Source organism: Stenotrophomonas sp. P5_A9 (assembly GCF_056400525.1).
Window position 1 is genome coordinate 92,230 of the sequence record NZ_JBFULC010000003.1, and the last position, 18,884, is coordinate 111,113.

The window sequence follows — 18,884 nt, forward strand, 5'->3', positions numbered from 1 at the left end:
CCGCCGCGGATGACGCATTTACCTGAAATTGGCGCGGCCGGCACGGAGACCGGGCGCTGCCGGATGCCTCAACGGAACGGCAGGCCGCCGCGACCGCCCATGGCGCCCATCATCCCCTTCATGCTGCGCATCATGCCCTTCATGCCGCCGCCGGCCATCTTGCTCATCATCTTTTCCATCTGCTGGTACTGCTTCATGAGCTTGTTGACGTCGGCCGGGGTCAGGCCGGAGCCGCGCGCGATGCGGGCGCGACGCGAGCCGTTGAGCAGGCCCGGGTTGCGACGCTCTTTCTTGGTCATCGAGTTGATGATGGCGATCATGCGCGGCACTTCCTTGCCCTGGCTGACCTGCTGCTTGAGGTGCTCGGGGATCTGGCCCAGACCCGGCAGCTTGTCCATCAGGCCGCCGATGCCCCCCATGTTCTGCATCTGCTCAAGCTGGTCGCGCATGTCGTTCAGATCGAACTTCTTGCCCTTGGCGACCTTCTCGGCCAGCTTCTGGGCCTTGTCCTTGTCGACCTGCTGCTCGACCTGTTCCACCAGCGACAGCACGTCGCCCATGTCCAGGATGCGGCTGGCGATACGGTCTGGATGGAACACGTCCAGGCCTTCGGGCTTCTCGCTGACACCGACGAACTTGATCGGCTTGCCGGTGATGTAGCGCACGCTCAGCGCGGCACCGCCACGGGCGTCGCCGTCGGTCTTGGTCAGCACCACGCCGGTCAGCGGCAGTGCTTCGCCGAAGGCCTTGGCGGTGTTGGCCGCGTCCTGGCCGGTCATGGCGTCGACCACGAAGAGCGTTTCCGCCGGGTTGACCGCAGCGTGCAGCGCCTTGATCTCGGCCATCATCGCTTCGTCGATGGCCAGACGGCCGGCGGTATCGACGATGAGCACGTCGACGAACGACTTGCGCGCATCATCGATGGCCGCGCGTACGATCGCTTCGGGCTTCTGGTCGGCGCTGGACGGGAAGAACAGCACGCCGACCTGGTCGGCCAGGGTCTTGAGCTGCTCGATCGCGGCCGGACGGTAGACGTCGGCCGACACCACCATCACCTTCTTCTTGCGCTTTTCCTTCAGGTGCTTGGCAAGCTTGCCCACCGTGGTGGTCTTGCCCGCGCCCTGCAGGCCGGCCATCAGGATGATCGCCGGGGCCGGCACGTTGAGGTTGAGGTCCGACGCTGCCGAGCCCATCACCGTGGTCAGCTCGTCGCGCACGATCTTGATCAGCGCCTGGCCGGGGGTGAGCGACTTGAGCACTTCCTGGCCAACCGCGCGCACCTTGATGCGCTCGACCAGCGCCTGCACGACCGGCAGGGCGACGTCGGCTTCGAGCAGCGCGATGCGGACTTCGCGGGTGGCCTCGCGGATGTTTTCCTCGGTGAGGCGACCGCGGCCACGCAGCCGCTCGATGGTGCCGGAGAGGCGCTGGGTCAGGGACTCGAACATGGAGGCAACCTGTTCAGAACGAAAGACAGAGAGACGCACAGTATAGCCGGTCCACCAAGCGCCCCGGCGCGCGCCTGCGGCCTGTGGCCGCAGGCATCGCCAGTGGCTTGGGGGTATGCGAAACTGCAACGATGACAATCGTTCTCATCGCGACCCTGCTATACCTGACCGCCACCGGCCTGCTGGTGCGCGCGGTCGTCCGCGATGATGCGGTGACCTCCCCGGCCTGGCTGTGGCCGGCGCTGCCGGCGATGCTGCTGCACGGCGGTTACCACGTGCTGGTGGCGATGCGCACCACCGGTGGACCGGACATGCATTTCTTCGCCGCGCTGTCGCTGGTAAGCCTGGGCATGGCCTGGCTGACCTCGCTGGTGGCCGCGCGCGGGCGCATGGCGGCACTGGGTGTCCTGGTATTTCCGATGGCCGCAGCGGTGCTGTGGGCCTATCACGCCTACGGTCACGAGCCGAGCCGGCCGCTGGGCTGGCAGCTGGCCACCCACGCCTGGATGGCGCTGCTGGCCTATGCCGCCCTGAGCGTGGCCGCGTTGCTGGCGATCATGCTCTGGCTGCAGGAGCGCGCCCTGCGCCGCCGCGATTTCCGGCCGTGGCTGCGCGCCCTGCCGCCGCTGGCCGATCTGGAATCGCTGCTGTTCCGGGTGATCGCGGTCGGTTTTGCGCTGCTCACCCTGACCCTGGTCACCGGCGTGCTGTTTGTCGATGACCTGCTGGCGCAGAAGCTGGTGCACAAGACGGTACTCAGCGTGCTGTCGTGGATCGTGTTCGGCACCCTGCTGATCGGCCGTCGCCGTTACGGCTGGCGTGGTGCGAAGGCCGTGCACTGGACGCTGACCGCGATGGCGCTGCTGCTGCTGGCGTTCTTCGGCAGCCAGTTCGTTATAGAGCTGGTGTTCGGGCGAGCGCGCTAGACGCTACAGCGGTCCGGTCAGCGGATCGCGCAGGCGGCTGCCGCGCTGGGTGCCATGCGCGCGGACGCGAACGGTGCATCGATCTCGCCATCCTGGCCATCCAGCAGATCGTCCACACTGGCCTGCTGGAACCGGCGCACCACCGCCACCGGGTCGTCACACGCCGGCGCGGCCTGTACCACCGGCACGCACAGCGCCATCAGCGCCATGCCGCCGCAAATCTTCCAACCGGGTGTCCGCATATCCCCTCCCCCCCTGTGGACGGGCCGGGCGCGCCAGTGGCGCGCCCGGCCTGGCGCTTACAGACCGTAGCGCTCGATCACGTCCACATGACGCTGCTCGTCCTGGCCGCAGGCCTCGGCCAGGCGCAGCCAGCACAGCCGGTGCGGCCAGTGCGCAGTGGCCTCGAGCAGGAACCGGTGCAGGTCCAGCGGCGGCTGTTCCTGGGGCTGGGCCACGGTGAACAGCACGCCTGGCAGCGGCGCATCGTCGCCTTGGGCATCGGTGAGCTGGTAATCGTCCGGGCTGTGCGTCCACAGCTTCCAGCCCCGGGCCTCCACTGCCTCGGAGAACGCGGTCCACGCGTCTTCACCGGGGTGCACGCCATCGACCAGCCAGCTCCCGGCGTAGCCACCGCCCTGGAGCAGGTGGACTTCGGCGTAGGTGGGCATGAAACGCTCTCGCTCCTGCTCGTCCTCCGGGGCCGGATGGACCAGTTCGGCGTCGAACACCACCCAGTCGTTCACGCGCTGGCGGCGGTTGGCCGGCGCATTCTCGACGATGCGCGCGGTGACCGGGCCGGTGCGGCGCGCATAGTATTCGATCGGCTCGCCGCCGTCCGCGCAGCGGATGATCACCCAGCCGAAGGATTCCTCGACCGGGCCATCGGTGCTTTTCAGTTCCATGCCGATGGCCGCTGCCGAACCACGCACGGCGGCCCAGTCACGGGCGGCACTGGCGGCGGTCATGTGGTCCCAGTGCGCGCTGCGCGGCTCTTCCAGTACCTCGGTGAGGTGGCGGTACTGCGCGGCCGCGTCCTGGAAGCGCTGCATGGCCATCAGGGCCATCGCCAGCAGGTTGCGGGCGCCATGCGACTGCGGCGAAAGGGCCAGCAGCGCGCTGCACGCCTGCTCCAACGCGGGCCAGTCGGAGAGCTTGTGCGCCATCTGCGCTTGGCACCACAGTGCGAACACCGGCACCTGCGCCTGGTAATGCTGCGCCAGGCGATCCAGCCCGGCCTGGTCGCCACGCTGCACCAGCAGGCCCATCAAGGAGTACGCCGGGGGGGCATCCTCATGCGCGTGGCGCTCGACGAACGCCCACAGCAACGCAATCGCGTCATTCTCGGCGCCGCAGGCATTCAGCGCCGAGGCGGCGACATCCAGCATCGCCGCGTCGTCGGGACGCTGCTCCACGCCCTGCAGCAACCACTGCGCCTCGCGTTCGGGGTCGCGCCCGTCGCCCTGCTCGCCCTGTTCGACCAGCCAGTCCAGCAAGCCCTCGGCGGGCACCGGCAACGCCGCCGCGCCGGGGGCGGCATCGATGCGCGCAGCCATCGCGGCCACGGCCTCGCTTGCACCGCGGTCCTGGCGCAGGCTGTCCAGGTGCTCCCGGGCCAGCGCCAGGTGGCGCCGTGCGGTCCACACCGCGCCGCGCTGCAGCGCCATGTCCACGCAGAGTCCGGCAATCTCGATCACGAAGCGGTGCGCGCCAACCGCTGCGTAATGCGCCAGGGTCGCGCTGAGCCGGCGGCCCAGGTCCCAGCTGTTGCGCTCGGGTGCGTTGCGCACCAGCAGCGCCACCGTATGCGCCCACATGCGGCGGTAGTTCGGCGACAACTGGTTCCACGGCACCAGCGATTCCAGCGCTTCTTCATCGCGGCCCAGCTGCGCCAGCGCCCATGCGCGCGACAGTTTGCGCGGGATGGTGCAGTTTGCCGGCTCGTAGTCGCCCTCGGCATCCACTTCGGCCTGGCGCGCGTCGATCAATGCCAGCGCCTCGGCCGCGCGGCCGCTGGCGAGGAGGATCTTGATGCGCATTTCCGGGAAGCTGTCGTACACCTTGCCGCCATGCGCCAGCACGGTGCCGGCCTGCACGTCCAGGTAATCCAGGGCCCCCTGGCTGTTGCCGTCGTCCAGCAACGCATCGGCCTTCTCGCAGCTCAGGCACTGGAAGCACGCCCAGCTCGGATCGATCCGCGCCAGCGTTTCCTCGCAGACCTCGATGCGCTCCGGCACCCAGCCGGGGCCGTCGATGTTGCCGTAACAGGCCGCCAGGTCCTGGGTTACGCAGATCGACTGCGGGCACTCCACCGTGTCGGCACGGTGCGCGCGCTCGAACAGCGCCACCGCGTCGCCCAGCGCCGACTCGCCCTCCAGGCGGTTGCCGACGCGATTGCGCATGTCCCAATGGCCGACGAACACCTCCAGCCACGGATTGCCCAGCGTCTTGCCCAATGCACGCGCTTCGGGCAGCAGGGCATCCACACGGTCCAGGCGCAGTTCGCAGACTTCATCGGTCAAGCGCGTCAGCAGCTGTGCGCTCTGCACCTGCCCGGCTTCGCCAAGATCGTCCTGAAGTTTTTCCACCCAGTTCCAGATATCCATGCGGTCGTGTCGTCCTGCAGTGCGTAATGTTGAAGAAAGGGAAGATCAGCGCGCCTGCAGCATCTGCTGCAGGGCATCGGCGATGTCGCCGAACGCGCGGTTGAGGTCGTTGCTGGCCGCGCCGCCGTCCTGGGCGCGCCCCTGCGCGCTGACGATCACTTTCAGCGAACGCAGCAGGCGCGCGGCGGACTCGGCCTGCGGGTTGCCGGCGCGCATCGCCGCCAGCAACGCCTGCACGGCGGGGTTGTCCAGGTTGAGGTACAAGCGCGAGGGTGCGCGCGCGACGATGCGGGCGGTGAACTGGCGCGCCAGCCGCAGCGCGGCCATTGACACGCGCTTGTCGTTTTCGTCGTCTTCCAGGCGGCGTTTCAGCTCGGCCTCGCGATCGGGCACCACCACCACTGGCAGCTCGGCCGGGCTGAAATGCGCCGGCAACAATTGCTCACCGTCACCCAGGTGGGTCTGCAGCCAATCCATTTCCGCCTCGGGCAGCGTATCGGTGCGGAACAGCGCGCGGTTGCCTTGTTCGGTGCCCAGCTCCACCAGGCGCATGCCCTTGGCCTGGGTCCAGCGGCGCAGGAACGGCACCACCGCGTAACGGTTGCCATGCGCCACCGGCACGCCCATCGCGCGGAACAGCATTTCCTCGAAACCGCCGCCGCTGTCCAGGATCACGTGGACCGCACCGCGCGAGGGCAGTTCGCTTGCCTTGATGTCGCCCTGCGAGCTAGGCACGCGCACGTGTTCGAGCAGCAATTGGAACAGGCGCTCATCGCACAGCGAGGCACCCAGCAGCGCTTCGTTGTGCCGCACCAGGATGCGTCGCCAAGCCTCCGGCTGCTGCCGTGCGATCTCCACCAGTCCATCGATGAGCGCCTCGCCCAATGCATGCTGGACTGCGCTGTAGGTTTCATCGCGCTGCAGGTCCTCGCGGCTGGCGGTAGGGGTCAACCGGCTGGATTCGATCACGCCACCGATGAAACCGGCCCAGGGCGGCAGCAGGTCGCGCGCGTCGTCGTCGAGCAGCATGCCCCGCACGAACACCGAGAGGTTGCGGTTGTCGCTGGTGCCGTAGGTGGCGCCGTCCTGAACCCAGAGCAGGCCCACCGCATCGCTGCCGCCATCGGCGCGCAGCGGCATGCAGGCGATCGGCTCGAAGCTGCGCTCGAAGTGCGCGGCGAACTCCAGGCCGCGGCGCTGCGCCTGCAGCGGGTGCATGACCACGCCGGCCTGCGGACGCCACGGCGGCGGCTCGGGGTTGATCGCGCGCGCATCCTGGCCGATGTGGATCGGCTCGCCCAGCAGCGCGCAATAGCGGCCGAGGATGTCGCGCAGGTTCTGCTCCTGCGCCAGGTGCACGTAACTGCCATGCAGTTCCAGCACCACTTCGGTGCCGACCGCGCGCGCCGGCATCGGGGACACCGTGTACTGCTCGGCGTTGCTTGAGACATAGCAGTGGCCCAGCGTCGGCTGCTGGTAGGAGGTGGTGCGCACGGTCACCCGGCGCGCCAGCACGAACGCGGACAGGAAGCCCAGCCCGAACATGCCGATCAGGCCTTCGTCGTCCTCGCCGGCCTGGCGCAGGCCACGGGTATAGCCCACGCCAACGGTGGCCAGGTAATCGTGGATTTCCTGCTGGGTCAGCCCGGCGCCGGTATCGATGATGCGCACGATGCCGTTGACCGCATCGCCGTGCACTTCGATCCGGCCCGGCTCCTGCCAGTCGGCCTGTTCCAGGCGCCGTCGCACCAGCGAATCGTGCGCGTTCTGCACCAGTTCGCGCAGTGCCACCACCGGGGTGGAATACAGATGCTTGCCAAGGACAGTCATCAATCCGTTGAGGTCGACACCGGCGCGACGGATCTCGCTGGCGCCCTGTACATCCAGGGGAGTCTCTTGCATGGAATCGTTTTCTCTGGCGGGCGCACCCCGGCCGGGATACGCGCTGGAACGAGGATTTCAGGGGAGGAAAACTAGCACAGCCCGGCCGCGCATTGCCTGCGCGGCGGGTGCCTCGGAAACACCGCGTTCAGATCGCCTCGATCGCCTCGGACAGCCGCTCCACCGCGATCACCTCCATGCCCTTCACGCTGCCGGTCTTGGGCGCGTTGGCCTTGGGCACGATCGCGCGCTTGAACCCATGGGTGGCCGCTTCGCGCAGACGATCTTCGCCGTTGGGGACCGGGCGGATCTCGCCGGACAGGCCGACCTCGCCGAAGGCGATGGTCTTCTCGGCCAGGGGTCGGTCCTGCAGCGAGGACAGCACCGCCAGCAGCACCGGCAGATCCACCGCGGTTTCCTGCACGCGGATGCCACCGACCACGTTGACGAACACGTCCTGGTCACCGGTCAGGACACCGCCATGCCGGTGAAGCACGGCCAGCAGCATCGCCAGCCGGTTCTGCTCCAGGCCCACCGCAACGCGGCGCGGGTTGGACAGCGGTGAGGTGTCCACCAGCGCCTGCACTTCCACCAGCAGCGGGCGGGTGCCTTCGCGGGTGACCATCACGCAGCTGCCCGGCTGCTGGGTGCTGCCCCCGGAGAGGAAGATCGCCGAGGGATTGGAGACTTCCTTCAGGCCCTTTTCGCCCATCGCGAACACGCCCAGCTCGTTGACCGCGCCGAAACGGTTCTTGAACGCACGCAGCAGGCGGAAGCGGCTGCCGCTCTCGCCCTCGAAGTACAGCACCGCATCCACCATGTGTTCGAGCACGCGCGGGCCGGCGATGCCGCCTTCCTTGGTGACGTGGCCGACCAGGAACACGGCGGTGCCGGTTTCCTTGGCAAAGCGCACCAGCCGCGCGGCACTCTCGCGCACCTGGCTGACCGAACCGGGCGCGGCGGTAAGCGACTCGGTCCACAGCGTCTGCACCGAGTCGGCCACGATCAGCTTCGGCCGGGCCACGCTGGCGTGCTGCAGGATCGCCTCCACCTGGGTTTCGGCCAGCGCGTTGACGTTGTCCAGCGGCAGATCCAGCCGCACCGCGCGACCGGCCACCTGCGACAGCGACTCCTCACCGGTGATGTACAGGACCGGCAGGGTAGCGGCCATCTTGGCCACCGCCTGCAGCAGCAGCGTCGACTTGCCGATGCCCGGATCGCCGCCGACCAGGATCACCGCACCCTCGACCAGACCGCCGCCCAGCACGCGGTCGAACTCGCCGATGCCGGTGCTCACGCGCAGGTGTTCGGTCTGCTGTACATCCTTGAGCGCCATGATCTTGGGCGCATCGACCTTGCCGGCCCAGCCGGAACGGCGCGAGGCCGGCGACTTGGCCGCCGCCGCGCTTTCCAGCGTGATCTCGGTCAGCACGTTCCAGACCCCGCACTCGGTGCACTGGCCCTGCCACTTGCTGTATTCGGCGCCACATTCGCTGCACACGTAGGCGGTAAGTCGCTTGGCCATGTCCACTTCCACTTCATCAACTGTCCGGCAGGATAGCCGAGCCGCGTCGCAACAACCGAGACGCGCTGCCAGCGGCGCTCAAGTTCCCCGCGCCCGTGCCGATACTGCGGCGGGCCATTGCCCTTTCCTACTTCGTCCAGGCTTTTCCCATGACCGGCACCTACAGCCAGAGTCTTGTCGTCTTCTCGCTGCTGGTTGCCATCCTCGCCTCGTACACGGCGCTGGACATGGCCGGCCGGCTGGCCAGCACCCAGGGCCGTGTGGCCCGCTGGTGGCTCGCCGGTGGCGCGGGCGCGATGGGGCTGGGCATCTGGTCGATGCACTTCATCGGCATGCTCGCCTTCCACCTGCCGATTCCGGTGGGCTACGACCTGGGCATCACCCTGTTCTCGCTGGCGGTGTCGGTCGGCGCCTCGGCCTATGCGCTGTGGCTGGTCTCGCGCCCGGCGCTGCCCTGGATGCGGCTGGTCGCCGGCGCGGTGCTGATGGGCCTGGGCATCGCGGCCATGCACTACCTGGGGATGTCCGCGCTGCGCATGCAGCCGGGCATCGACTATGACCCCTTCTGGTTCACCCTGTCGGTGCTGATCGCCATCGGCGCGGCCGGTGCGGCGCTGTGGATCGCCTTCCGGCTGCGGCTGGAGCAGCGCCGCCCGTTCCTGCTGCGCGGCCTGGCCTCGCTGGTGATGGGGCTGGCGATCGTAGGCATGCACTACACCGGCATGGCGGCGGCCAGCTTCCCGGCCGGCAGTATCTGCGGGGCCGCGTATGGGGCCGGCATCGACGCCAAGTGGTTGGCGGTGCTGGTCATCGTCACGACCCTGGCGACGCTGGGCATCGCGCTGCTGTCCTCGGTCTTCGACCGGCAGATGCGCACCCGCACCGGCCTGCTCGCCGATTCGCTGGCACACGCCAACGAAAAGCTGCTGCAGGCCGCGCTGCACGACCCACTGACCCAGCTGCCCAACCGCATGCTGCTGCAGGACCGCATCGAACAGGCGATCGAGAAGGCGCAGCGTCGGCAGTTCAGCTTCGCGGTGATGTTCTGCGACCTGGACGGCTTCAAGGCGATCAACGACGCCTACGGCCACCAGCTCGGCGACAAGCTGCTGATCCAGATGAGCGAGCGCGTCAGCAAGCTGTTGCGCGGCCAGGACACGTTCGCGCGGCTGGGCGGCGATGAGTTCGTCATCGTCTTCCAGGTGGACGATCCGGAAGACGCGGCGGTGGTGGCCGAGCGGATCATCGCCAGCGTGGGCGAGCCGTTCCTCATCGACACGCTGGAGCTGCAGGTGACCGCCAGCCTGGGCATCGCGCTGTACCCGGCCGATGCCACGACCGAGCGCGAGCTGATGGCGCACGCCGATGCGGCGATGTACCACACCAAGGATGCGGGCCGGAACGGGTATACGTTCTTCACCGAGTCGATGCACGTTAGCGCCAACCGCCAGCTCAAGCTGCTGCAGGAGCTGCGCCGGGCAATCGGCCGCAACGAGCTGGTGCTGCACTACCAGCCCAAGTTCCCGGCCAGCGGGCAGCCGCTGATCGGTGCCGAGGCGCTGGTGCGCTGGCAGCACCCGGAATTGGGCCTGCTTGGCCCGGATACGTTCATTCCGGTGGCCGAACGCAGCGGGCTGATCCTGCCACTCGGTGACTGGGTGCTGGACCGGGCGTGCGCGCAGCTGCGCCAGTGGCACGATGCCGGGCATGCGGAGTGGTCGATGGCGGTGAACCTGTCGCCGCTGCAGTTCGCGTCGAGCACGCTGCTGGACACGGTCAGGCAGACGCTGGACAAGCATGGTCTCGATCCGCGCCACCTGACGCTGGAGGTGACCGAGACCACCGCGATGAAGGACGTGGAGGCAAGCCTGCTGATCCTGCATGGGCTGACGGCGATGGGGGTCAATATTTCCATCGACGACTTCGGCACCGGCTATTCGAGCCTGCTGCATCTCAAGCGGATGCCGGCCACCGAGCTGAAGATCGACCGCGCGTTCGTGCACGATCTGGAAGACAACGCCGAAGACGCGGCGATCGTGTCGTCGATCATCGCGCTGGGCCGTTCACTGCAGTTGCGGATCGTCGCCGAAGGCGTGGAGACCGCAGGGCAACGGCAGTATCTGAGCGACATGGGCTGCGATCTGCTGCAGGGCTACCACCTGGGGCGGCCGGTCGGGGCTGAGGAGTTTTTGCGGTTGGCGCAGGCGGCGTAAGACTTCGATCTTTGACCGCCAGTTCAAGACAAGCATAGGCGGTGTCCTTGGCGCCCTGGACGGGGCGGGCGCGTGCGGGTGAGCGGGACACGGTCCCGCTAACCCGCACACCCCGCCCCGGACAGCTGGTCGGTGGCCGCGGAACAGCGGCGCAGCGCCGAGCAAGGGCACGAATACACCGCAGCCTCTGCTTCTTCGTTGCGCGCCAGCGCTCGCCCAAACCGGCGGAGGCGCGCAACTGCAGCCGTTGATCCCGCCCTATCGACGCAAACAAAAAGGCCGCCCGAGGGCGGCCTTTCTGCATCCGGCAATGTCGCCAGGACGTTACTGCATCATATGCACGTTCATGTTGTGCATGACCCACAGCGAACCGGCCACGATGATGCCGATCACCACGACCGTGAAGGCCGCCGCGCTCACGTTCCAGCGCTGCGCCGAAGAGCGGTCCAGGTGCAGGAAGAACACCAGGTGCACCAGGATCTGCAGCACCGCGGCGATCACGATGATGACGCCGGTGGTGAAGGTCGGCAGGTTGCCGTGCATCACCAGCCAGAACGGGATGATGGTCAGCACCGCCGCCAGCACGAAGCCGGTCAGGTAGGACTTGACGCTGCCGTGGCTCTCGCCGCCGGCACCGTGGTCGTGTGCGTGATTGTCATGTGCGGACATTACAGCGCTCCCTTCAGGTAGACGACGGAGAACACGCCGATCCAGATCAGGTCCAGGAAGTGCCAGAACAGGCTCAGGCACGCCATGCGGGTCTTGTTGGTCGGGGTCAGGCCGTTCTGCTTGATCTGGATGAACATGATCAGCAGCCACAGCAGGCCGGCGCTCACGTGCAGACCGTGGGTACCCACCAGCGCGAAGAACGCCGACAGGAACGCACTGTGGTCCGGACCGTAGCCCTCATGGATGAGGTGGTTGAACTCCCACACTTCCATGATCATGAAGCCGAAGCCCAGCAGCCAGGTCAGCCCCAGCCACAGGTACATCTGCCCGACCTTGTGCTTGTGCAGGGCAATCATGCCCAGCCCGAAGGTCAGCGAGGAGACCAGCAGCAGCGTGGTTTCCCAGGCGACGAAGGACAGGTCGAACAGGTCCTTCGGGCCGGGGCCGCCGTTGGTGCCGCCGGACAACACGATGTAAGTGGCAAACAGACTGGCGAAGATGAGGCAGTCGCTCATCAGGTACACCCAGAAACCGAAGACGGTGTTGCCGCCGGTGTCGTGGTGCTCGTGCTCGTCATGGCCGTGGGCCGCCGCGTGCGCGGCGTGCCCATGGTTCATGCTGTTGGTGGGGATAGTGCTGCTCATGCCTTCAGCTCCGATTTCACCAGGCCCTGCGCCACCAGGTGGCGACGGTGCTCATTTTCGATGCGCTCCACTTCGGCAGCCGGCACGTAGTAATCCGTGTCCTTGTCGAAGGTGCGCCAGATGAAGGTGCCGATCATGCCGACCAGGCCGACGATGGCCAGCCACCAGATATGCCAGATCATCGCAAAGCCGAAGACCAGGCTGAAGGCACCGATCACCACGCCCGTGCCGGTGTTGCGCGGCATGTGGATGTCGCTGTACTTGGCCGGACGTTCCCACGCCTCACCACGCTGCTTGCGCTCCCAGAAGTCGTCCAGTTCGGTGACCTTGGGCAGTGCGCCGAAGTTGTAGAACGACGGCGGCGAAGAGGTTTCCCACTCCAGCGTGCGCGCATCCCACGGGTCGCCGGTCAGGTCTGCGGTCTTCTTGCGGTCGCGGATGGACACGGCGATCTGGATCACTTGGCACAGAATGCCGGCGCCAATGATGAACGCGCCGAACATGGCGATCACCAGCAGCGGCTGGTATTCCAGGTTCGGGTAGCTCTGCATGCGGCGGGTCATGCCCATGAAGCCCAGGATGTACAGCGGCATGAACGCCACGTAGAAGCCGATGAACCAGCACCAGAACGCGCGCTTGCCCCAGGTTTCGTTGAGGCGGAAGCCGAACATCTTCGGCCACCAGTAGCTGATGCCGGCAAACATGCCGAACACCACGCCGCCGATGATGACGTTATGGAAGTGGGCGATCAGGAACAGGCTGTTGTGCAGCACGAAGTCGATGGCCGGGATCGCCAGCATCACGCCGGTCATGCCGCCGATGGTGAAGGTGACCATGAAGCCGATCGTCCACAGCACCGGAGTGGTGAACTGCACGCGACCGCGGAACATCGTGAACAACCAGTTGAAGATCTTCACGCCGGTCGGGATCGAAATGATCATCGTCGTTATGCCGAAGAACGCATTGACGTTGGCACCCGAGCCCATGGTGAAGAAGTGGTGCAGCCACACGATGAACGACAACACGCCGATGCAGGCGGTGGCGTAGACCATGCCCTTGTAGCCGAACAGCGCCTTGCGCGAGAACGTGGCGATGACCTCGGAGAACACGCCGAAGGCCGGCAGCACCAGGATATAGACTTCCGGGTGACCCCAGATCCAGATCAGGTTGATGTACAGCATGGCGTTGCCGCCACCGTCATTGGTGAAGAAATGCGTGCCCAGGTAACGGTCCAGGGTCAGCAGCACCAGGGTGATGGTCAGCACCGGGAAGGCGGCGATGATCAGCACGTTGGTGACCAGCGCGGTCCAGGTGAAGATCGGCATGTGCATCAGCTTCATGCCGGGGGTGCGCATCTTCAGGATGGTAATGAAGAAGTTGATACCGCTCAGGGTGGTACCCAGGCCAGCGACCTGCAGGCCCCATATGTAGTAATCCACACCGACGCCTGGACTGTATTCCTTGCCAGACAACGGCGGGAAGGCCAGCCAGCCGGTCTGCGCGAATTCACCCACGCCCAGCGAGATCATCACAAGGCCCGCGCCCGCCACGAACAGCCAGAAGCTGAGCGAGTTGACGAACGGGAAGGCCACGTCGCGCGCGCCGATCTGCAACGGCACCACCACGTTCATCAGGCCGGTGATCAGCGGCATCGCCACGAAGAAGATCATGATCACGCCGTGGGCGGTGAAGACCTGGTCGTAGTGGTGCGGAGGCAGGAAGCCCTCTGCCCCGCCGGCGGCGAGCGCCTGCTGGGCACGCATCATGATCGCGTCGGCAAAGCCGCGCAGCAGCATGACGAAGGCGACGATGAGGTACATCGCGCCGATCTTCTTGTGGTCGACCGAGGTGAACCACTCTTTCCAGAGATAGCCCCACAGCTTGAACTTGGTGATCAGGGCCAGCACCAGCAGGCCACCGATGCCCGCGCCGATCAGCGTGGTGATGATGATCGGGTCATGCGGGATGTCGGCAAATGTCAATTTACCCAGCGGATTCATGCTCATTCTCCCGAGCCAGCGTGACCGGCGTGACCGGCGGCGGCGTGCTCGTCTGCAGTGCGGTCGGCGTGCTCATCGACGGCGCCCGCGGCATGCGCGTGCGTGTCATCGGCATGCACGTCGGCCGCGTGGCCGGCAGCATCGTGGCCTTCGGCGGTCATCGGCATGTCGTGGCCGGCGTGGCTTTCGCCCGCGGCACCGTCATGGCCCATCGCCTTGTGGTCGTGCTTCATGCCGTAGTGCTGGTTGTCACCCATGTGGCGGGCGATGACCCAGTCGAACAGGCCGGCTTCGGTGGTGCCGTAGTAGGTCACCGGATGCCAGTCGTGGTTCTTTTCGGCCACCAGCGCGTTGAAGGCGGTCTTGTCCAGGGTTGCCGCGTCGCCGCGGACCTTGGCCAGCCACTGCTGGTACTGCTCTTCGCTGACCGAATGGGCAGTGAAGTGCATCTTGCTGAAGCCCGCGCCGCTATAGTGCGAGGACATGCCCGGGAACTCGCCGGTTTCGTTGGCGATCAGGTGGAGTTTGGTCTCCATGGCCGTCATCGAGTAGATCATGCTGCCCAGGTGCGGGATGAAGAATGCATTCATCACCGAATCGGACGTGATCTTGAAGTTCAGCGGGGTATCGACCGGGAAGGTGATCTCGTTGACCGTGGCGATCTTCTCTTCCGGATAGATGAACAACCACTTCCAGTCCAGCGAAATGGCTTCGATCACCACCGGCTTCTTGTCCGAGTCCAGCGGACGGTACGGATCCAGCGCGTGCGAGGAACGCCAGGTCAGCACGGCCAGCACCAGCACGATCATGCACGGAATCGACCACACCACCACTTCGATCGCGGTGGAGTGCGACCACTTCGGCTCGTAACGGGCCTTGGTGTTGGTCGCACGGTACTTCCACGCGAAGGTCAGGGTCATGATGATGACCGGCACGACGACCAGCAGCATCAGCACGGTAGCCGTGATCAGCAGCGTCTTCTCATCGTGGCCGATCTGGCCCTTGGGGTTGAGGATGGCCGAGTTGCAGCCCGTGAGGAACACGGACAGTGCAAACAGCAGGCCCGGACGCAAGAAGCGTCCAAGGGGGTTCAACGGAATCATCGGTCGATCCAATTGCGTAGGGAATGCCAGGTCAAGCGCGGCCCGCCCGGCCAAAAGGCTGGATGTGCCGGTCCAAGGGGACAGGCACGAGGGACGATCATGYCAGCCTTCCAATTTTAGGCCGTCATGCATCATTTAAGAAGGCATTGACAATGATTGGACGCAGGAAAGGGCCGAAAAAGGCTGCGACACGTTGTCGCACTGCGCGCGGAAGGCCGGAATCGRCACAGTCGGGCGGTCTTGTATAGACATGAATGGTTCAAGGAGGGGCTGGGTGCCTCTTGAGGGACGTGCCCGGAGGAGATGCCGCGCTGAGGCTGCTCGGCATGAGGGGGCTACTTCCCAAGACCCGGCAGCAGCCTGAGACGCTCAGACAAGTGCTACTGGATGGGCCAACCGTTGCCAATGTCCAGCCAGACACTCACTCGAGAGCATAGCCGCTGGCACCCCAAACAGAGAGAGACCTACAACCGGCCACCCAGTTGGCCATGCCCAGTCACTCGAACCAAACGGCCATTTACCAATCTCCTCTTCGAGACCCGCAATTAAGGTTCCTCTCCAAGCATCAGATTGAATTCCTTCGCAAAAGTCAGAGCCGCATTTTCTTCACCATCGTACAGCGCACCCCAGAATCCGTCGACCTGCCATGCCGCAGGCGAAGACTCGAGCTCACCACCAATTACCCTGTTACGCCAATTGGATGGCCTGAAATTAGTAATTACCTCAAAATTATCAGCCGAATGAAGACCTAGCGATTCCGGCCCGACACTCTGCTCGTTGGCTAGAATTCGAAACCACACCTCGCCGTTCAATCCAGACTCAACACTCAGGACATGGAATACCTCCCCCAGCGTCAACCAAGGCGACAATTCCGCCGACCCGTCATCCGAGATGGCTATGCATTTTACCTTCATGAAATCCCGTCCGCTCCAGATATATTATTAAATACGACCTTGTAATCGAAGCCATAGAACACCTAACCGGTCATCGGATTCTTGTAGAAGTCTGAAACTGCCAGACCGACTCTGGAATTACTGAGTAGAGTACTTGCCAAATCCTTCGGATATTTCCGACTGCCACCGCCGCGCTTGCGGACCCACTTCCAGATTTCCACTCCACCCTCTTCGCCCAGACAAACCCCAGAGTTTTCCGACCGAGGCCTTCCTCTGACATCCGGGGAGAAAATTGAATCGGAATACGCCCCAGTCAACCATGCGGCATCGAAGCATGCGACCTCGGCTTTCAAGGAGCCTTCGCACCGCTTCCAGCGCACGGTAGTTGGCGCAGCCGATGCTCCAGTTCTTCATCTGGTCTTCGGCGGCTTTGAGTCGCTACCGCGCTGAGTCTTCAGCTCCGACTCTTTATCCTGTGCACTCTGAACCCTGAACCGTGCCTCCTCCTCGTCGCTCGACTTCGAAACACAGTCGTTCTCCAGGTTGCGCATCGCCTAGCCACCGATATCGTTTGCGATCTGATTGCTGGTGGCCGTCACAGTGCCCATTGCCGCCGCCATCGCCTGCCGTCCGCCAGCAGCTTCTCGGCATTGGGCAGCGCATCGATCTAGCGATGCGCGGCAGCGGCATCCGTGTTCAAGCCCAGCTCGACGGCTGTGGTCTGCTTGCCACCGATAACGATGTTGCCTTCGGTCAGATTGGAATACGTGGTATTGCCATCACCGCCCTTCTTGATCATCGACAAGCCTGGACCGAAGTTCGGCGTGGCGCCTTCGACATGCTGCCTCCAGCCATCAATGGCACCGCCATAACCCCCACTGATGCCGGCCAAGGTCAAAGCCCTATGTGGAGCCAGAACGTTTAGTGCACGGGAAATTTTAGGTTCTTCTCCCATCTGAGGGGAGAAGGCGCACGGCCGGCCAGCTAGATTGTGGTTGTCGAGACTACAAACCGAGGCCGGCCGTGGCCAAGCTGGATTGTATGCCGTTGCTGGGAGGCTGGGCGGGTATCGCCTGGATGGATGGCGCCGCGAGTCACGTGGCGGAGCCACGTGGCTGGTGCTTTCGCTGTTGCCTGATTCACGCCGCCGACGCCGCTGCAGTGGCTGCGGCAAGTGGGTCGTGGCCATCCACGACCAGACGCTCCGGCGCATCCGTGACTTGCCCGTGTTCGACCAGCCGGTGGAGCTGGAAGTCCAGCGGCAGCGGCTGGCCTGCCCTCGCTGTGGGCCAAAATTGGAGCACTTGGATTGGCTGGAGCGGCATGCCCGRGTAACGCAACGGCTTGCGCAGAGCGTGGCACGCATGTGCGCCACCACCTCGATCCATGCCACCGCAAAGTGGCATGGTCTGGACTGGAAGACGGTCAAGGCGCTTGATTTCMGGCATCTGATGCAGACGCTGGGCCCAGTGGACCTATCGGACRTACGCGTGATCGCGATGGACGAGTTTGCGATCCAGAAGGGGCATCGCTACGCCACCGTGGTSGTCGAGCCATCGCGCAAGCGCGTGCTCTGGGTCGGCCGAGGACGCAGCCGCGCTGACATCCGTCCCTTCTTTGAGCTACTCGGCAGGGTCGGTTGCGAACGCATCCAAGCCGTAGCAATGGACATGAATTCGGCCTTTGATGTGGAGGTCAAAGCCCAGTGCCCCAATGCTGAAGTGGTCTACGATCTCTTCCACGTGGTGGCCAAGTACGGGCGCGAAGTCATTGATCGGGTGCGGGTGGACGAGGCCAATCGTCTGCGCACCGACAAGCCCGCGCGACGGGTGGTGAAGACCTCGCGCTGGCTCCTGCTGCGCAATCGGCAMAACGTCCCGGCCGAGCAGCGCGTCCAACTCGAGGAGCTGCTGGCMGCCAACAAAGCCCTGCTGACCACYTATCTGCTCAAAGACGACCTGAAGCAGCTGTGGCGCTACCGAAGCCAGAGCTGGGCGGAGAAGGCCTGGCGGTCATGGAAGCATCGCGCCCTGCGAAGCGGGCTGGAGCCGCTGCGCATCTTTGTCCGCCGTCTGCAGCCTTATCTGCCGGGCATCCTGGCCCACTGCCGGTGGCCTCTCGGGACGAACCTGGTGGAAGGCATCAATAACAAGATCAAGGTCATCAAGCGCGTCGCCTACGGATACCGAGACGACGCGTACTTCTTCCTGAAGATCCGGGCGGCCTTCCCCGGAGTTGGGTGAAGAACCTTACTTATAGCAACATTCCCCATCGGAAGATCAGGATCATATTGCACATCCATGAAGTATCGGATCATCTCGTCCGAGAAGCCGTTATCACGCAGCTTAATTGGATTAATAACCATTAAGTACTCGCATATTGATCCATTACAGAAACTCTTGACTGTTGAATTTCTTGCACCACCCGATCCCACCGTGTTGGCGTTGAAAGCACCCCCCCCCTTTACAGATTAGCAATTGCTTTCGCCTTTCTTGCTGCGGGCAGCGACGAGGATTCAATTGAGGCCATTGCCTCAAGTATGCTGGCGGTCTTGAAGACAATGCCAGTCTCGGCACTGACCATAAGCCCRCTGCCACCTGCATCCAACGTGCTGACGATGACGCTGGCCGACTGATAGGCGTTGGCTGCGGCCGCCATGCCCTGCATGGATTGCAGCCGCCCATACGACTGCCGCGCAGCATCCACATTGTTGATCAGATCAATGAACGGCGATTTGACCCGCGCAAACACACCGATGTTCAGGTGCTTGTCGCGCTGCGAGGCATGCCCGGTTTCATCGGCAGTGAGCAGCTCGATCTCGGCCGCGGTGATGTTGACGTCCTGCGCGGCCACCACGTTGCTGGCAATCTGGGTGTATTTTCCGCATGCGCCGAGGTTGACGTTGTCGCCCAGACTGCCGATGGTGCTGGCCACCTGGGAGACCATCGCGCTGTCTTTACGTGCTGCTCGCGATCC

General features: G+C 64.8%; 15 protein-coding genes. 3 read left to right on the forward strand and 12 right to left on the reverse strand.

Going from position 1 to position 18,884, the window contains the following annotated elements; all coding sequences use genetic code 11:
• Positions 1 to 68: 68 nt before the first annotated feature.
• The gene (ffh, locus tag AC1DR7_RS01795) at positions 69 to 1,448 is read right to left on the reverse strand and encodes a signal recognition particle protein (protein ID WP_256776430.1); all 1,380 of its coding nucleotides are present in this window, start codon (positions 1,446 to 1,448) and stop codon (positions 69 to 71) included.
• A gap of 131 nt (positions 1,449 to 1,579) precedes the next feature.
• Here ffh and AC1DR7_RS01800 point away from each other — a divergent pair, with 131 nt between their 5' ends.
• Positions 1,580 to 2,374: a cytochrome C assembly family protein gene (locus tag AC1DR7_RS01800; protein WP_457318992.1), complete on the forward strand. Its 795-nt coding sequence runs from the start codon at positions 1,580 to 1,582 to the stop codon at positions 2,372 to 2,374.
• 17 nt (positions 2,375 to 2,391) lie between these two features.
• Here the strand turns inward: AC1DR7_RS01800 and AC1DR7_RS01805 are convergent, their stop codons facing one another.
• The 4 genes from AC1DR7_RS01805 to radA form a co-directional block, all read right to left on the reverse strand.
• A complete protein-coding gene (locus tag AC1DR7_RS01805; protein ID WP_457318993.1) occupies positions 2,392 to 2,583 on the reverse strand; it encodes a hypothetical protein in 192 nt (63 codons plus the stop codon).
• Between the two features lie 90 nt (positions 2,584 to 2,673).
• Complete coding sequence (locus tag AC1DR7_RS01810) at positions 2,674 to 4,980, reverse strand: tetratricopeptide repeat protein (RefSeq protein WP_457318994.1); 2,307 nt, start codon at positions 4,978 to 4,980, stop codon at positions 2,674 to 2,676.
• A gap of 45 nt (positions 4,981 to 5,025) precedes the next feature.
• Positions 5,026 to 6,882 (reverse strand): ATP-binding protein, encoded by a 1,857-nt coding sequence (locus tag AC1DR7_RS01815; RefSeq protein ID WP_256776426.1) that lies wholly within the window; start codon positions 6,880 to 6,882, stop codon positions 5,026 to 5,028.
• Between the two features lie 127 nt (positions 6,883 to 7,009).
• Complete coding sequence (gene radA / locus AC1DR7_RS01820) at positions 7,010 to 8,386, reverse strand: DNA repair protein RadA (protein WP_256776424.1); 1,377 nt, start codon at positions 8,384 to 8,386, stop codon at positions 7,010 to 7,012.
• A 149-nt stretch (positions 8,387 to 8,535) separates the two neighbouring features.
• Between radA and AC1DR7_RS01825 the strand changes: the two genes are divergently transcribed.
• Positions 8,536 to 10,599 (forward strand): putative bifunctional diguanylate cyclase/phosphodiesterase, encoded by a 2,064-nt coding sequence (locus tag AC1DR7_RS01825; protein WP_256776423.1) that lies wholly within the window; start codon positions 8,536 to 8,538, stop codon positions 10,597 to 10,599.
• Positions 10,600 to 10,923: 324 nt separating this feature from the next.
• On the opposite strand, the gene cyoD is transcribed toward AC1DR7_RS01825, so the two are convergent.
• The 6 genes from cyoD to AC1DR7_RS01855 all read right to left on the reverse strand — a co-directional run bounded on the left by cyoD (position 10,924) and on the right by AC1DR7_RS01855 (position 16,800).
• Entirely contained in the window at positions 10,924 to 11,268 is a 345-nt protein-coding gene (cyoD, locus tag AC1DR7_RS01830; RefSeq protein ID WP_256776421.1) for a cytochrome o ubiquinol oxidase subunit IV, read from the reverse strand.
• Positions 11,268 to 11,912, reverse strand: coding sequence for a cytochrome o ubiquinol oxidase subunit III (cyoC, locus tag AC1DR7_RS01835; RefSeq protein WP_256776420.1), 645 nt, complete (start codon positions 11,910 to 11,912; stop codon positions 11,268 to 11,270). Before cyoC ends, cyoD begins: the two co-directional genes overlap by 1 nt.
• Positions 11,909 to 13,912 (reverse strand): cytochrome o ubiquinol oxidase subunit I, encoded by a 2,004-nt coding sequence (gene cyoB / locus AC1DR7_RS01840; RefSeq protein WP_256776419.1) that lies wholly within the window; start codon positions 13,910 to 13,912, stop codon positions 11,909 to 11,911. Before cyoB ends, cyoC begins: the two co-directional genes overlap by 4 nt.
• Before the next feature lie 2 nt (positions 13,913 to 13,914).
• On the reverse strand, positions 13,915 to 15,015 hold the full coding sequence (cyoA, locus tag AC1DR7_RS01845) for a ubiquinol oxidase subunit II (RefSeq protein ID WP_457321983.1): 1,101 nt from the start codon (positions 15,013 to 15,015) through the stop codon (positions 13,915 to 13,917).
• A 545-nt stretch (positions 15,016 to 15,560) separates the two neighbouring features.
• A complete protein-coding gene (locus tag AC1DR7_RS01850; protein WP_478052026.1) occupies positions 15,561 to 15,929 on the reverse strand; it encodes a hypothetical protein in 369 nt (122 codons plus the stop codon).
• A 646-nt stretch (positions 15,930 to 16,575) separates the two neighbouring features.
• Positions 16,576 to 16,800, reverse strand: a complete 225-nt coding sequence (locus AC1DR7_RS01855) for a hypothetical protein (RefSeq protein WP_457320495.1) — start codon at positions 16,798 to 16,800, stop codon at positions 16,576 to 16,578.
• Positions 16,801 to 16,945: 145 nt separating this feature from the next.
• Between AC1DR7_RS01855 and AC1DR7_RS01860 the strand changes: the two genes are divergently transcribed.
• A complete protein-coding gene (locus AC1DR7_RS01860; RefSeq protein WP_457320493.1) occupies positions 16,946 to 18,151 on the forward strand; it encodes an ISL3 family transposase in 1,206 nt (401 codons plus the stop codon).
• 220 nt (positions 18,152 to 18,371) lie between these two features.
• On the opposite strand, the gene AC1DR7_RS01865 is transcribed toward AC1DR7_RS01860, so the two are convergent.
• Positions 18,372 to 18,842, reverse strand: a complete 471-nt coding sequence (locus AC1DR7_RS01865) for a hypothetical protein (RefSeq protein ID WP_478051410.1) — start codon at positions 18,840 to 18,842, stop codon at positions 18,372 to 18,374.
• Between the last annotated feature and the right edge of the window lie 42 nt (positions 18,843 to 18,884).

Excerpts from the sequence above, each read along its gene's own strand:
- cyoA (WP_457321983.1), bottom strand. The coding sequence starts at position 15,015 with ATGATTCCGTTGAACCCCCTTGGACGCTTCTTGCGTCCGGGCCTGCTG.
- cyoB (WP_256776419.1), bottom strand. The coding sequence starts at position 13,912 with ATGAATCCGCTGGGTAAATTGACATTTGCCGACATCCCGCATGACCCG.
- AC1DR7_RS01825 (WP_256776423.1), top strand. The coding sequence starts at position 8,536 with ATGACCGGCACCTACAGCCAGAGTCTTGTCGTCTTCTCGCTGCTGGTT.
- ffh (WP_256776430.1), bottom strand. The coding sequence starts at position 1,448 with ATGTTCGAGTCCCTGACCCAGCGCCTCTCCGGCACCATCGAGCGGCTG.
- cyoC (WP_256776420.1), bottom strand. The coding sequence starts at position 11,912 with ATGAGCAGCACTATCCCCACCAACAGCATGAACCATGGGCACGCCGCG.
- AC1DR7_RS01850 (WP_478052026.1), bottom strand. The coding sequence starts at position 15,929 with ATGAAGGTAAAATGCATAGCCATCTCGGATGACGGGTCGGCGGAATTG.
- AC1DR7_RS01800 (WP_457318992.1), top strand. The coding sequence starts at position 1,580 with ATGACAATCGTTCTCATCGCGACCCTGCTATACCTGACCGCCACCGGC.
- AC1DR7_RS01815 (WP_256776426.1), bottom strand. The coding sequence starts at position 6,882 with ATGCAAGAGACTCCCCTGGATGTACAGGGCGCCAGCGAGATCCGTCGC.
- AC1DR7_RS01805 (WP_457318993.1), bottom strand. The coding sequence starts at position 2,583 with ATGGCGCTGATGGCGCTGTGCGTGCCGGTGGTACAGGCCGCGCCGGCG.
- cyoD (WP_256776421.1), bottom strand. The coding sequence starts at position 11,268 with ATGTCCGCACATGACAATCACGCACACGACCACGGTGCCGGCGGCGAG.
- radA (WP_256776424.1), bottom strand. The coding sequence starts at position 8,386 with ATGGCCAAGCGACTTACCGCCTACGTGTGCAGCGAATGTGGCGCCGAA.
- AC1DR7_RS01810 (WP_457318994.1), bottom strand. The coding sequence starts at position 4,980 with ATGGATATCTGGAACTGGGTGGAAAAACTTCAGGACGATCTTGGCGAA.